The organism is Peribacillus sp. NJ11 (assembly GCF_030348405.1).
Classification (GTDB): domain Bacteria; phylum Bacillota; class Bacilli; order Bacillales; family DSM-1321; genus Peribacillus.
In genome coordinates this window covers 705,536-720,076 of the sequence record NZ_JAUCFO010000001.1, presented here as the reverse complement: position 1 = coordinate 720,076, position 14,541 = coordinate 705,536, and the positions used below count along the sequence as shown (strand labels likewise).

Here is a 14,541-nt window from a genome sequence, read left to right as displayed (position 1 = left end):
TTGGTAGATTCCAAAAGAAAAATAATAACTATTGACTTCTTACTATGAAAATGATAAGATGAAATGGTCGCTGAAAAACACAGCGATTTAAAATAAGTTTAAAACTTCGCAGAAGTTGACAACTAATCAATAAGATGTTATGATGAATAAACAAGCCGTTCGAAAGAACGATTGTGAAATTGCTCTTTGAAAACTGAACAAAACAAAGCGCCAACGTTAAATTTTTTAAGTGAGCACACACTATCAAAAAAGCAAAATGAGCAAGTCAAACATTTCTTCGGAGAGTTTGATCCTGGCTCAGGACGAACGCTGGCGGCGTGCCTAATACATGCAAGTCGAGCGAATCGACGGGAGCTTGCTCCCTGAGATTAGCGGCGGACGGGTGAGTAACACGTGGGCAACCTGCCTATAAGACTGGGATAACTTCGGGAAACCGGAGCTAATACCGGATACGTTCTTTTCTCGCATGAGAGAAGATGGAAAGACGGTTTCGGCTGTCACTTATAGATGGGCCCGCGGCGCATTAGCTAGTTGGTGAGGTAATGGCTCACCAAGGCGACGATGCGTAGCCGACCTGAGAGGGTGATCGGCCACACTGGGACTGAGACACGGCCCAGACTCCTACGGGAGGCAGCAGTAGGGAATCTTCCGCAATGGACGAAAGTCTGACGGAGCAACGCCGCGTGAACGAAGAAGGCCTTCGGGTCGTAAAGTTCTGTTGTTAGGGAAGAACAAGTACCAGAGTAACTGCTGGTACCTTGACGGTACCTAACCAGAAAGCCACGGCTAACTACGTGCCAGCAGCCGCGGTAATACGTAGGTGGCAAGCGTTGTCCGGAATTATTGGGCGTAAAGCGCGCGCAGGTGGTTCCTTAAGTCTGATGTGAAAGCCCACGGCTCAACCGTGGAGGGTCATTGGAAACTGGGGAACTTGAGTACAGAAGAGGAAAGTGGAATTCCAAGTGTAGCGGTGAAATGCGTAGAGATTTGGAGGAACACCAGTGGCGAAGGCGACTTTCTGGTCTGTAACTGACACTGAGGCGCGAAAGCGTGGGGAGCAAACAGGATTAGATACCCTGGTAGTCCACGCCGTAAACGATGAGTGCTAAGTGTTAGAGGGTTTCCGCCCTTTAGTGCTGCAGCTAACGCATTAAGCACTCCGCCTGGGGAGTACGGCCGCAAGGCTGAAACTCAAAGGAATTGACGGGGGCCCGCACAAGCGGTGGAGCATGTGGTTTAATTCGAAGCAACGCGAAGAACCTTACCAGGTCTTGACATCCTCTGACAACCCTAGAGATAGGGCTTTCCCCTTCGGGGGACAGAGTGACAGGTGGTGCATGGTTGTCGTCAGCTCGTGTCGTGAGATGTTGGGTTAAGTCCCGCAACGAGCGCAACCCTTGATCTTAGTTGCCAGCATTCAGTTGGGCACTCTAAGGTGACTGCCGGTGACAAACCGGAGGAAGGTGGGGATGACGTCAAATCATCATGCCCCTTATGACCTGGGCTACACACGTGCTACAATGGATGGTACAAAGGGCTGCAAACCTGCGAAGGTAAGCGAATCCCATAAAGCCATTCTCAGTTCGGATTGTAGGCTGCAACTCGCCTACATGAAGCCGGAATCGCTAGTAATCGCGGATCAGCATGCCGCGGTGAATACGTTCCCGGGCCTTGTACACACCGCCCGTCACACCACGAGAGTTTGTAACACCCGAAGTCGGTGAGGTAACCTTTATGGAGCCAGCCGCCTAAGGTGGGACAGATGATTGGGGTGAAGTCGTAACAAGGTAGCCGTATCGGAAGGTGCGGCTGGATCACCTCCTTTCTAAGGATAATTACGAGCGCGCTTTTGTTTTGTTCAGTTTTGAATGAGTAATTCATTCAGATAGGGAAGAAAAACATCACGATGTGATGGATTCTTTCTGCTTTGTTCCTTGAAAACTAGATAATAGATAGAAGGCAATTAATTTTTTTCAAAGCATCTGTAAGATCTTTTTAACGGTTAAGTTAGAAAGGGCGCACGGTGGATGCCTTGGCACTAGGAGCCGATGAAGGACGGGACTAACACCGATATGCTTCGGGGAGCTGTAAGTAAGCTTTGATCCGGAGATTTCCGAATGGGGAAACCCACTGTTCGTAATGGAACAGTATCTTTACCTGAATACATAGGGTACTGAAGGCAGACCCGGGGAACTGAAACATCTAAGTACCCGGAGGAAGAGAAAGCAAATGCGATTTCCTGAGTAGCGGCGAGCGAAACGGAATTAGCCCAAACCAAGAGGCTTGCCTCTTGGGGTTGTAGGACACTCAACATGGAGTTACAAAGGAACGGGGTAAATGAAGTGATCTGGAAAGGTCCGTCAAAGAAGGTAAAAACCCTGTAGTTGAAACTTCGTTCCCTCCTGAGTGGATCCTGAGTACGGCGGGACACGAGAAATCCCGTCGGAAGCAGGGAGGACCATCTCCCAAGGCTAAATACTCCCTAGTGACCGATAGTGAACCAGTACCGTGAGGGAAAGGTGAAAAGCACCCCGGAAGGGGAGTGAAATAGATCCTGAAACCGTGTGCCTACAAGTAGTCAAAGCCCGTTAATGGGTAATGGCGTGCCTTTTGTAGAATGAACCGGCGAGTTACGATTTCATGCGAGGTTAAGTTGATAAGACGGAGCCGCAGCGAAAGCGAGTCTGAATAGGGCGAATGAGTATGAGGTCGTAGACCCGAAACCAGGTGATCTACCCATGTCCAGGGTGAAGTTCAGGTAACACTGAATGGAGGCCCGAACCCACGCACGTTGAAAAGTGCGGGGATGAGGTGTGGGTAGCGGAGAAATTCCAATCGAACCTGGAGATAGCTGGTTCTCTCCGAAATAGCTTTAGGGCTAGCCTCAAGATGAGAGTATTGGAGGTAGAGCACTGATTGGACTAGGGGCCCCCAACGGGTTACCGAATTCAGTCAAACTCCGAATGCCAAATACTTATTCTTGGGAGTCAGACTGCGAGTGATAAGATCCGTAGTCGAAAGGGAAACAGCCCAGACCACCAGCTAAGGTCCCAAAGTATACGTTAAGTGGAAAAGGATGTGGAGTTGCTTAGACAACCAGGATGTTGGCTCAGAAGCAGCCACCATTTAAAGAGTGCGTAATAGCTCACTGGTCGAGTGACTCCGCGCCGAAAATGTACCGGGGCTAAACGTATCACCGAAGCTGTGGATTGACACCATTAGGTGTCGATGGTAGGAGAGCGTTCTAAGGGCGTTGAAGTCAGACCGGAAGGACTGGTGGAGCGCTTAGAAGTGAGAATGCCGGTATGAGTAGCGAAAGAAGGGTGAGAATCCCTTCCACCGAATGCCTAAGGTTTCCTGAGGAAGGCTCGTCCGCTCAGGGTTAGTCGGGACCTAAGCCGAGGCCGAAAGGCGTAGGCGATGGACAACAGGTTGATATTCCTGTACCACCTATACATCGTTTGAACGATGGGGGGACGCAGAAGGATAGGGTAAGCGCGCTGTTGGATATGCGCGTCCAAGCAGTTAGGCCGGAAACGAGGCAAATCCCGTTTCCATTAAGGCGGAGCTGTGATGGCGAGGGAAATATAGTACCGAAGTTCCTGATTCCACGCTGCCAAGAAAAGCCTCTAGTGAGATGTAAGGTGCCCGTACCGCAAACCGACACAGGTAGGCGAGGAGAGAATCCTAAGGTGTGCGAGAGAACTCTCGTTAAGGAACTCGGCAAAATGACCCCGTAACTTCGGGAGAAGGGGTGCTTTTTAGGGTGAATAGCCCGGAAAAGCCGCAGTGAATAGGCCCAGGCGACTGTTTAGCAAAAACACAGGTCTCTGCGAAGCCGCAAGGCGAAGTATAGGGGCTGACACCTGCCCGGTGCTGGAAGGTTAAGGGGAGAGGTTAGCGCAAGCGAAGCTTTGAACCGAAGCCCCAGTAAACGGCGGCCGTAACTATAACGGTCCTAAGGTAGCGAAATTCCTTGTCGGGTAAGTTCCGACCCGCACGAAAGGTGTAACGATCTGGGCACTGTCTCAACGAGAGACTCGGTGAAATTATAGTACCTGTGAAGATGCAGGTTACCCGCGACAGGACGGAAAGACCCCGTGGAGCTTTACTGCAGCCTGATATTGAATTTTGGTACAGCTTGTACAGGATAGGTAGGAGCCTGAGAAGCCGGAGCGCTAGCTTCGGTGGAGGCGTTGGTGGGATACTACCCTGGCTGTATTGAAATTCTAACCCGCGCCCCTTATCGGGGTGGGAGACAGTGTCAGGTGGGCAGTTTGACTGGGGCGGTCGCCTCCTAAAGAGTAACGGAGGCGCCCAAAGGTTCCCTCAGAATGGTTGGAAATCATTCGTAGAGTGTAAAGGCACAAGGGAGCTTGACTGCGAGACCTACAAGTCGAGCAGGGACGAAAGTCGGGCTTAGTGATCCGGTGGTTCCGCATGGAAGGGCCATCGCTCAACGGATAAAAGCTACCCCGGGGATAACAGGCTTATCTCCCCCAAGAGTCCACATCGACGGGGAGGTTTGGCACCTCGATGTCGGCTCATCGCATCCTGGGGCTGTAGTCGGTCCCAAGGGTTGGGCTGTTCGCCCATTAAAGCGGTACGCGAGCTGGGTTCAGAACGTCGTGAGACAGTTCGGTCCCTATCCGTCGCGGGCGCAGGAAATTTGAGAGGAGCTGTCCTTAGTACGAGAGGACCGGGATGGACGCACCGCTGGTGTACCAGTTGTCTTGCCAAAGGCATAGCTGGGTAGCTACGTGCGGACGGGATAAGTGCTGAAAGCATCTAAGCATGAAGCCCCCCTCAAGATGAGATTTCCCATGGCGCAAGCTAGTAAGATCCCTGAAAGATGATCAGGTTGATAGGTCAGAGGTGGAAGCGTGGCGACATGTGGAGCTGACTGATACTAATAGATCGAGGACTTAACCAACGCTTTAAAAAAATGAAATACCTTCTTATTATCTAGTTTTGAAGGAACAACGTTCCTTTATTGTTTGGTGGCGATAGCGAAGAGGTCACACCCGTTCCCATTCCGAACACGGCAGTTAAGCTCTTCAGCGCCGATGGTAGTTGGGGGTTTCCCCCTGTGAGAGTAGGACGCCGCCAAGCCATTTCAAAGACCAGCCATCCGGCTGGTCTTTTTTGCGTCTCAATGATTTGAATGGAAATCGTTTTTTAAGAAATCCCCATATTTAAGGTCGAATTGGAGAAGAATTCGCCTTCAATTCGACCTGTTTCCTATCTAATTTGACCTAGAAGGAAATAATTCGAGCCGCAGCCTATCTAATTCGACCAAAACCTAATTAATCCGTCCTATCGTCAATTCCCTCAAATTCAAACTGCCGTTTATTTATACGGCCCAAGTGAATTGAAATAATTCATGAGAGCAAGATACGATTATGTACCAATCAAGGAGCAGAGGTTAATTTCTTGATTCAGGCTATAGTAATTCGAAAGGGAGAAAGGTTAGGATATTGAAGGTATGTAAATTCATGAGGATAGGTGCCTTTACAATAGAACGGATTTTTATACTGGAATGGATTTTTTGAAAAATGAATTTCTTGTCTTTATTGGTTCTTTTCATTATACTAGGAAGAATTTATTAATGATAATAATGTAAGTTGGATACTAAGCGAAATGAAGCCAAATAGAATTATGGAAGGGATCGGTATTGTGAGTAAAAAGAGTAAGGAAAAGTTTGAAGTTATCGAGGGCGAGACAATCGATGCATGTTTAGATCGGATTAAAGCAGCAGGATACTTTCCTGTAAGGCGAACGGAAGAACCCATCTTTGCCGAGAGAATCGAGAATGGCAAAGTCCAATATGTGCCAGTTGATCGAAAAATTGTATTCGAAGCAAAATTAATTGAGTAAAACACGAACGATTTATTCATATCATGTAAAAATATTCGATTTTAACTTGACATTAAAATGTCCGGAAGGTAAGATGAAGTTACATTAATACATCTCATATAATCATGGGGATATGGCCCAAAAGTTTCTACCTGATGACCGTAAATCATCGGACTATGAGAAAAGCATCTGACTAATTCGGAAACTAGCCAAGTCTTTTGGTATTTTTCAAAAGGGCTTTCTTTTCCGGACAGGTTGCTTTCTCGATGAGGAAGCAACCTGTCCGGTTTTTTATATTTTACATGTTATAGATAATGATAAGCGTCCATCTGCATACTCGGGACGCCTTAATATGAGTGTTGGAGGGAAAGATGATATGAAACCGCAAGTTGGGGTTATTATGGGAAGTGTCTCGGATTGGGAAACGATGAAATACGCTTGTGAATCATTGGAACAGCTTGAGATTCCCTATGAAAAAAGAGTCGTTTCCGCCCACAGGACGCCGGATTTACTATTTGAATATGCAGAGAGTGCAAAAGAGAGAGACATTAAAGTGATTATTGCCGGAGCGGGCGGGGCGGCACATCTTCCAGGTATGACAGCAGCCAAGACCATTGTCCCTGTGATAGGCGTACCAATACAATCGAAGGCATTAAATGGGATGGATTCGTTATTATCGATTGTTCAAATGCCTGGTGGCGTACCGGTTGCAACGGTTGCGATCGGAAAAGCGGGCGCAGTCAATGCCGGTTTGTTTGCGGCCCAAATATTAGCAGCTTTCGATTCTGACATTGCTGATAGGTTAGTGGCTTTACGAGACGAAACCAGAGAAAAGGTGTTACAGAGCAGTGAACAACTTAAATAATACAATCATTTTACCGGGACAGACCATTGGAATTATCGGCGGTGGGCAATTGGGAAGGATGATGGCCTTATCGGCTAAGGCATCGGGCTTTAAGATAGCGGTCCTTGAGCCGACTGCAGAAGGTCCATGTGCGCAAGTGGCGGATATTGAAATCATTGGTGCTTATGATGACATCGAAGCATTGAAAAGGTTAGCTAAGGTCAGTGACGTAATAACCTATGAGTTTGAAAATATCAGTTCAGAAGCCCTGGATTGGTTAAAGCAACATGCTTTTCTACCACAGGGCTCAGAATTATTAAAGCTGACACAGGATAGACTAACTGAAAAAAAAGCGATATCTGATGCAGGAGCTTCTGTTGCTCCATATCGGGAAATACAGGATATTTCAGAAATTTACCTTCATATAGAGAAATTAGGGTACCCTAGTGTGTTAAAAACGACGCGGGGCGGTTATGATGGAAAAGGGCAGTTGGTCATTAAGGAAGAAGCCGATATCAAAAAGGCTGAATCCCTGCTCAAAACAGGTATATGTGTGCTGGAAGCCTGGATTCCTTTCGTAAAAGAAATCTCCATCATCGTGACGCGTAAGGCAAATGGCGAGGCAAGTCATTTTCCGATAGCGGAAAACATTCATATCGAAAACATTCTTCATAAAAGCATTGTTCCCGCCCGTATTAGTCAACAAGCTGAACGGATGGCTATTAATGAAGCATTGCAGCTTGCAGAGAAACTTGATTTAGTGGGGACATTGGCTGTAGAGATGTTTTTAACCGCTCAGGATGAGATCATCATTAATGAATTAGCGCCAAGACCTCATAACTCAGGGCATTATACAATGGAAGCATGTGAGACTTCACAGTTCGAACAGCATATAAGGGCTGTCTGCAATTGGCCGCTCGGAAATACGGCGTTATTGAAGCCTGTGGTAATGATAAACATCCTTGGTGAGCATATCGGACCCTTAATGGATGAAATTCCGACGCTTTCAGATTGGAAGGTTCACCTTTACGGTAAGAAAGAAGCCAAGGTTAAGCGGAAAATGGGTCATGTGAATATTTTACGTCCAACGATTGAGGAAGCTCTTTTGGAAAGTGATCGAAGCAAAATATGGAATCAACAGGTTGAAACGGAGGAAGTAAAATGATTGAACGTTATACCCGCCCAGAGATGGGAAACATTTGGACAGAAAAGAACCGCTTTAATGCGTGGTTGGAAGTTGAAATCTTAGCTTGTGAAGCATGGTCTGAACTAGGTGTCATTCCAAAAGAAGATGTGAAGCTTCTTCGTGAAAATGCTACGTTCGATGTGGAGCGTATCAATGAAATCGAAAAAGATACACGACACGATGTTGTTGCTTTTACACGTGCGGTATCTGAAACGTTGGGTGAAGAACGGAAATGGGTTCATTACGGATTGACCTCAACTGATGTTGTCGATACAGCTCTTTCATATGTGATTAAGCAAGCGAATGATATCCTTTCCAAGGATTTAAATAACTTCGTTGAGATTCTGAAAAATAAAGCGAAAGAACATAAATATACGGTACAAATGGGACGTACACATGGAGTTCACGCGGAACCGACTACTTTTGGGTTGAAACTGGCACTTTGGTATCAAGAAATGAAACGCAATGTCGAACGTTTTGATGAAGCCAGAAAGAACATAGAGGTTGGGAAAATCTCTGGAGCTGTCGGAACGTACGCAAACATCGACCCGTTCGTTGAAAAATTCGTTTGTGAAAAGCTTGGCCTTGAAGCAGCACCAATTTCAACACAAACATTGCAGCGCGATCGTCACGCACATTATATGAGCACTTTGGCTTTAATTGCGACATCAATTGAAAAGTTCGCAGTGGAAATTCGCGGCTTGCAAAAAAGTGAAACACGTGAAGTGGAAGAATTCTTTGCAAAAGGACAAAAGGGCTCTTCGGCAATGCCTCATAAACGGAATCCAATCGGTTCTGAAAATATGACGGGAATGGCTCGTGTAATCCGCGGTTACATGATGACAGCTTTTGAGAATGTGCCGTTATGGCATGAACGTGACATTTCGCATTCTTCTGCTGAGCGCATCATCTTACCGGATGCAACGATCGCTTTAAACTACATGCTGAACCGTTTCAGCAACATAGTTAAGAACTTGACCGTTTATCCAGAAAACATGAAACGCAATATGGACCGTACGCTGGGATTGATTTTCTCCCAACGTGTGCTGCTTTCCCTTATCGATAAAGGACTTGTCCGTGAAGAAGCTTATGACACGGTTCAGCCGAAGGCGATGGAAGCATGGGAGCTTCAGGTTCCATTCAGAAGCCTGATCGAAAAGGATGATAAAATCACAAGCTTGCTTACGAAAGAAGAACTTGATGATTGTTTCGATCCTACACATCACCTGAAAAATGTTGATGTAATCTTTGATCGTTTAGGTTTATAAAAATGAAGGCGGCAAACATGGCACCTCTAAAAGGTGATATGTTTGCCAAGCCTGATCAATGGCAGGAAGATTCGTAATATTCACAATGTGGGGGTCTGGACAGATGGAAAAACGAGAATTGTTGTATGAAGGAAAAGCGAAACAGATTTTTGCAACGGACAACAGTGAAATAGTATGGGTGGAATACAAGGATTCGGCAACAGCGTTTAATGGTGAGAAGAAATCAGAGATTGCCGGAAAAGGTAAGTTGAATAATCAAATTACTAGCTTACTATTTTCAAAGCTTGCCCAAGAAAATATCCCTTCCCATTTTATTGAAATGCTTTCCGACCGGGAGCAGTTAGTCAAGAAGGTATCTATCATCCCACTTGAAGTCGTTGTCAGAAATACGGCTGCCGGCAGTTTTTCTAAAAGAACTGGCATTGAAGAAGGCCAGCCGCTCAAGAAAACGCTGATTGAGTTTTACTATAAAGACGACGAGCTCGGCGATCCTCTGTTAACGGAAGACCATATTGAAGAATTGGAACTTGCAAGCAAGGAAGATGTAGCCATTTTAAAAGAAAAGGCACAAGAAATCAGTATCGTCTTAACTTCCTTCTTTAAAGAATTGGACATTAAATTGATTGATTTCAAATTAGAGTTCGGTAAGACCCCGAATGGAGACATTCTGCTGGCAGATGAAATTTCACCTGATACCTGCCGATTATGGGATATTAACACGAACGAAAAGTTAGACAAAGATGTATTCCGCCGTGATTTAGGCAGTTTAACAGATGCTTACGAAAAAATACTAGCAAAGTTGGAGGGCACTCAACATGTATAAGGTTAAAGTATATATCACACTACGCGAAAGTGTACTAGATCCACAGGGAGCAGCAGTGCAACAATCACTTCATAGTTTGACTTATAACGAAGTTAGTGATGTTCGAGTGGGGAAATACATTGAACTTACAATTAAGGATACGGATCGTGATTTAGATCAACTTGTGAAGGAAATGTGTGAAAAACTATTGGCCAATACGGTAATTGAAGCTTACCGTTATGATGTTGAGGAGGTTATCACCAAATGAAATTTGCTGTCATAGTTTTCCCTGGTTCCAATTGTGATGTCGATATGTACCATGCGATCAAGGATGCACTAGGGGAAGAAGTGGAGTATGTTTGGCATTCCACAGACAATCTAGATCAGTATGATGGAATTCTCCTTCCTGGAGGTTTCTCTTATGGAGACTATTTACGCTCTGGAGCGATTGCCCGATTTTCGAATGTAATGGCCGAAGTTGTAAAAGCTGCACAAGCAGGAAAGCCTGTTTTGGGTGTATGCAATGGTTTTCAGATTTTACTTGAAGCAGGACTTTTACCTGGAGCGATGCGCCGTAATGAAGGCTTGAAATTCATTTGCCGCAATGTAGGATTAAAGGTTGAAAATAATCAATCGATGTTCACGACAGGTTATGAAGTAAATGAAACGATTACGATCCCGGTTGCCCATGGTGAAGGGAATTATTACTGTGATAATGAAACATTGGCTGAATTAAAACGAAATAACCGCATCTTATTCACTTATGATGGTGAAAATCCAAACGGAAGCTTGGAACAAATAGCGGGAATTACAAATGAACAAGGAAATGTCCTCGGTATGATGCCTCATCCCGAACGTGCTGTTGATTCACTGCTTGGCAGTAAAGACGGCTTAAAGATTTTTCAATCCATCGTAAAAAACTGGAGGGAATCACATGTTATTACAGCTTGAACCAAGTCCGGAAAAAATTAAATCGGAGCGATTGTACGCAAGTATGGGACTGTCCGATGAAGAATTTGCAATGGTTGAGAAAATCTTAGGCAGACTGCCTAATTATACGGAAACTGGATTGTTTTCTGTAATGTGGTCAGAGCATTGTTCCTACAAAAATTCAAAACCCATCTTAAAAAAATTCCCGATAACTGGGGAGAAAGTTCTTCAAGGTCCTGGTGAAGGAGCTGGTATCGTTGATATCGGTGACGATCAGGCTGTCGTTTTTAAAATAGAAAGTCATAACCACCCATCTGCTATCGAACCTTACCAAGGTGCCGCTACTGGTGTCGGAGGAATTATCCGTGATGTCTTTTCCATGGGTGCTCGTCCGATTGCGATGCTGAATTCGCTTCGTTTTGGTGAGTTAGACAATGATCGCGTTAAATATTTATTTAAAGAAGTGGTTGCTGGGATTGCTGGATACGGCAATTGTATCGGAATACCGACTGTCGGAGGCGAAATTCAATTCGACCCTTCTTATGAAGGGAACCCTCTGGTAAATGCGATGTGTGTCGGCTTGATCGATCATAAAGACATTAAAAAAGGCCAGGCTCATGGAGTAGGTAACACAGTCATGTATGTGGGAGCCAAAACAGGACGCGATGGTATTCATGGAGCAACATTTGCATCTGAAGAGCTGTCAGAGTCTTCAGAAGAAAAACGACCTGCCGTCCAAGTGGGAGATCCATTCATGGAGAAACTGCTTTTGGAAGCATGCCTTGAATTGATTCAAAATGATGCCCTTGTTGGCATTCAGGATATGGGAGCAGCGGGTCTTACAAGCTCATCTGCCGAGATGGCAAGTAAAGCGGGCTCAGGCATTAAAATGAACCTTGATTTGGTACCGCAGCGTGAAACTGGAATGACTGCTTATGAAATGATGCTTTCTGAATCACAAGAACGGATGCTGATCGTTGTCACTAAAGGACGTGAACAAGAAATCGTTGACTTGTTTACGAAATATGATTTAGAGGCTGTTTCCGTTGGTGTAGTAACGGATGACAAAAACCTAACATTATCGCATCAAGGTGAAATCGTTGCAGAGGTTCCGGTTGATGCATTGGCTGAAGAAGCTCCGATTTATCATAAGCCATCTGCAGAACCGCAATATTTCCGCGATTTCCAAAGCATGACGGCTGAAGTGCCAGTCATTGAAGATTATAAAGAAACACTGGTATCACTATTGAAGCAACCGACGATTTCGAGTAAGGAATGGGTCTACGACCAATATGATTACATGGTCCGTACGAATACAGTCGTCTCACCTGGATCTGATGCGGCGGTGGTACGTGTCCGGGGCACAAATAAGGCCCTTGCCATGACGACGGATTGCAACTCCCGCTTTATTTATTTAGATCCGGAAACGGGAGGTAAAATCGCAGTCGCTGAAGCAGCCCGTAACATTATTTGCTCGGGTGCGGAACCTTTAGCGATTACGGATTGCTTGAATTTTGGGAATCCGGAAAAACCTGAAATATTTTGGCAATTGGAAAAAGCGGCAGACGGTATGAGTGAAGCATGCAGAAGCTTAAGCACTCCTGTAATTGGTGGAAATGTCTCGCTATACAATGAAACGAACGGTGAAGCGATTTATCCGACACCGGTGGTTGGGATGGTGGGTCTTATCAATGACCTTCAGCACATCACTACACAAACGTTTAAAAATGAAGCCGATTTGATTTATGTGGTAGGCGAAGCGAAAGTTGAATTTGGAGGCAGTGAATTACAAAAAATGCTCGAAGGTAAAATCTTCGGACGCGCACCGGAACTTGATTTGGCCGTTGAACAAAAACGTCAGCAGCAAATCCTCACTGCAATCCAAAAAGGACTTGTTGCATCAGCCCATGACCTTTCGGAAGGCGGTTTGGCAGTGGCTTTAGCTGAATCTTTATTCGGGGCTAGCAAGCTTGGGGCAAAAGTGAATATAGCCGGCGAACCGGTATCGGAATTATTCAGTGAAACGCAATCTCGATTCCTACTATCCATCAAGCCTGAAAACAAAACGGCATTCGAAGCGCTAGTTGAAGATGCGAAATGCATTGGCTCAGTAACGGGAGATAATAAATTATTCGTGGCAACAGACAGTGATAGCAAAGTATTGGAAGCGGACGTTGAAGATTTACAAACAGCTTGGAAGGGAGCCATACCATGCTTGCTGAAATAAGAAGCCTAAACGAAGAGTGTGGTGTTGTTGGAGTCTGGGGACATCCCGATGCAGCACAGCTGGCTTACTACGGTTTGCATAGCTTACAACATCGTGGTCAAGAGGGAGCTGGCATCGTCGTTACTGACGGTGAGCAGATGTCCATCTCCAAGGGTGAAGGTCTAGTCACAGAGATATTCACGGCCGAAAAAATGCAGTCACTTTCCGGTTCTGGAAAAGCTGCAATCGGCCATGTCCGTTATACAACGGCAGGCGGCGGCGGGTATCAAAATGTTCAGCCTTTCTTGTTCAATTCACATACAGGAGGGCTGGCGCTTGCTCATAATGGGAATATAGTCAACGCCCATCAGTTAAAAGCACAGCTTGAAGGACAGGGAAGCATTTTTCAAACGACATCGGATACGGAAGTTCTGGCCCATCTTATTAAACGGTCCGGCTACTCGGATGTCAGAGATTCCGTGAAGAACAGTTTAAGCATGCTGAAGGGAGCTTACGCCTTTGTCATCATGACAGAAAACCAAATGATCATGGCAAGGGATCCGCATGGCTTCCGTCCACTTTCCTTGGGGAAAATAGGCGATGCATATTTCGCCGCATCAGAAACATGTGCCCTTGATATTGTAGGTGCAGAATTCATCCGCGATATTGAGCCGGGTGAACTCGTTGTCATTAATGATGAGGGAATCACATCCGAGTACTTCTCGCTTTCCAGTCAACAGGCAATGTGCACGATGGAATATGTGTATTTCTCCCGTCCGGATAGCAACATTGATGGAATCAATGTTCATACGGCAAGAAAAAACCTTGGCAAGCAAATGGCACTGGAAACCAAAATTGAAGCGGATGTAGTTACAGGTGTACCCGATTCCAGCATTTCGGCAGCGATAGGCTATGCTGAAGCGGCCGGCATTCCCTATGAAATGGGCTTGATAAAAAATAGGTATGTTGGACGGACGTTCATTCAGCCATCACAGAGTCTGCGTGAACAAGGCGTGAAGATGAAACTTTCACCTGTAAGAGGGGTCGTGGAAGGTAAGCGGGTCATAATGGTTGATGATTCAATCGTCCGTGGGACAACAAGCAGAAGGATTGTCCGCATGTTAAAAGATGCTGGAGCCAAAGAAGTGCATGTTGTAATCAGCTCACCACCGATCAAGAATCCATGTTTTTATGGCATAGACACGTCTAAAAAGGAAGAACTGATTGCTAGCTCTAAATCGGTGGAGGAAATAAGAGAAATCATTGAAGCTGATTCCTTAACTTTTTTAAGCGTCGAAGGTATGGTCGAAGCAATTGGACGACCGTTTCCTGGAGAAACGCGCGGTTCATGTCTAGCTTGTTTCACCGGAAATTATCCGACTGAAATTTTTGAGCACGAACGAGAAAAAACAAAATGTTAATCAAGTCGGCAATGATGATTGATTTTCG

General features: G+C 45.6%; 9 protein-coding genes, 3 rRNA genes and 1 riboswitch. All 12 genes read left to right on the top strand.

What is annotated here, in order from left to right:
* Nucleotides 1–274 precede the first annotated feature (274 nt).
* The 12 genes from QUF86_RS03560 (at nucleotide 275) to purF (ending at nucleotide 14,513) form a co-directional block, all read left to right on the top strand.
* Nucleotides 275–1,825, top strand: a 16S ribosomal RNA gene (locus tag QUF86_RS03560).
* A 175-nt stretch (nucleotides 1,826–2,000) separates the two neighbouring features.
* Nucleotides 2,001–4,933: ribosomal RNA gene (locus QUF86_RS03555) — 23S ribosomal RNA — on the top strand.
* Nucleotides 4,934–4,996: 63 nt separating this feature from the next.
* Nucleotides 4,997–5,112 (top strand): 5S ribosomal RNA (rrf, locus tag QUF86_RS03550).
* Together the 16S, 23S and 5S rRNA genes form the textbook arrangement of a ribosomal RNA operon.
* 528 nt (nucleotides 5,113–5,640) lie before the next feature.
* Entirely contained in the window at nucleotides 5,641–5,877 is a 237-nt protein-coding gene (locus QUF86_RS03545) for an NETI motif-containing protein (RefSeq protein ID WP_421154376.1), read from the top strand.
* A 74-nt stretch (nucleotides 5,878–5,951) separates the two neighbouring features.
* A riboswitch (purine riboswitch) is annotated at nucleotides 5,952–6,053 on the top strand.
* Between the two features lie 179 nt (nucleotides 6,054–6,232).
* Nucleotides 6,233–6,721 carry a 5-(carboxyamino)imidazole ribonucleotide mutase gene (purE, locus tag QUF86_RS03540; RefSeq protein ID WP_289318245.1) on the top strand — a complete coding sequence of 163 codons (489 nt, stop codon included), beginning with the start codon at nucleotides 6,233–6,235 and terminating at the stop codon, nucleotides 6,719–6,721.
* Complete coding sequence (purK, locus tag QUF86_RS03535) at nucleotides 6,705–7,865, top strand: 5-(carboxyamino)imidazole ribonucleotide synthase (protein ID WP_289333635.1); 1,161 nt, start codon at nucleotides 6,705–6,707, stop codon at nucleotides 7,863–7,865. Before purE ends, purK begins: the two co-directional genes overlap by 17 nt.
* Complete coding sequence (gene purB / locus QUF86_RS03530; protein ID WP_289318243.1) at nucleotides 7,862–9,154, top strand: adenylosuccinate lyase; 1,293 nt, start codon at nucleotides 7,862–7,864, stop codon at nucleotides 9,152–9,154. The genes purK and purB overlap by 4 nt, the downstream gene beginning before the upstream one ends.
* Before the next feature lie 103 nt (nucleotides 9,155–9,257).
* On the top strand, nucleotides 9,258–9,977 hold the full coding sequence (gene purC / locus QUF86_RS03525; protein ID WP_289318242.1) for a phosphoribosylaminoimidazolesuccinocarboxamide synthase: 720 nt from the start codon (nucleotides 9,258–9,260) through the stop codon (nucleotides 9,975–9,977).
* Nucleotides 9,970–10,224, top strand: coding sequence for a phosphoribosylformylglycinamidine synthase subunit PurS (purS, locus tag QUF86_RS03520; RefSeq protein WP_289318241.1), 255 nt, complete (start codon nucleotides 9,970–9,972; stop codon nucleotides 10,222–10,224). Before purC ends, purS begins: the two co-directional genes overlap by 8 nt.
* Nucleotides 10,221–10,907 carry a phosphoribosylformylglycinamidine synthase subunit PurQ gene (gene purQ / locus QUF86_RS03515; RefSeq protein ID WP_289323477.1) on the top strand — a complete coding sequence of 229 codons (687 nt, stop codon included), beginning with the start codon at nucleotides 10,221–10,223 and terminating at the stop codon, nucleotides 10,905–10,907. The genes purS and purQ overlap by 4 nt, the downstream gene beginning before the upstream one ends.
* The gene (purL, locus tag QUF86_RS03510) at nucleotides 10,891–13,113 is read left to right on the top strand and encodes a phosphoribosylformylglycinamidine synthase subunit PurL (protein WP_289333634.1); all 2,223 of its coding nucleotides are present in this window, start codon (nucleotides 10,891–10,893) and stop codon (nucleotides 13,111–13,113) included. The genes purQ and purL overlap by 17 nt, the downstream gene beginning before the upstream one ends.
* Complete coding sequence (purF, locus tag QUF86_RS03505; protein WP_289318238.1) at nucleotides 13,098–14,513, top strand: amidophosphoribosyltransferase; 1,416 nt, start codon at nucleotides 13,098–13,100, stop codon at nucleotides 14,511–14,513. Before purL ends, purF begins: the two co-directional genes overlap by 16 nt.
* Nucleotides 14,514–14,541 lie beyond the last annotated feature (28 nt).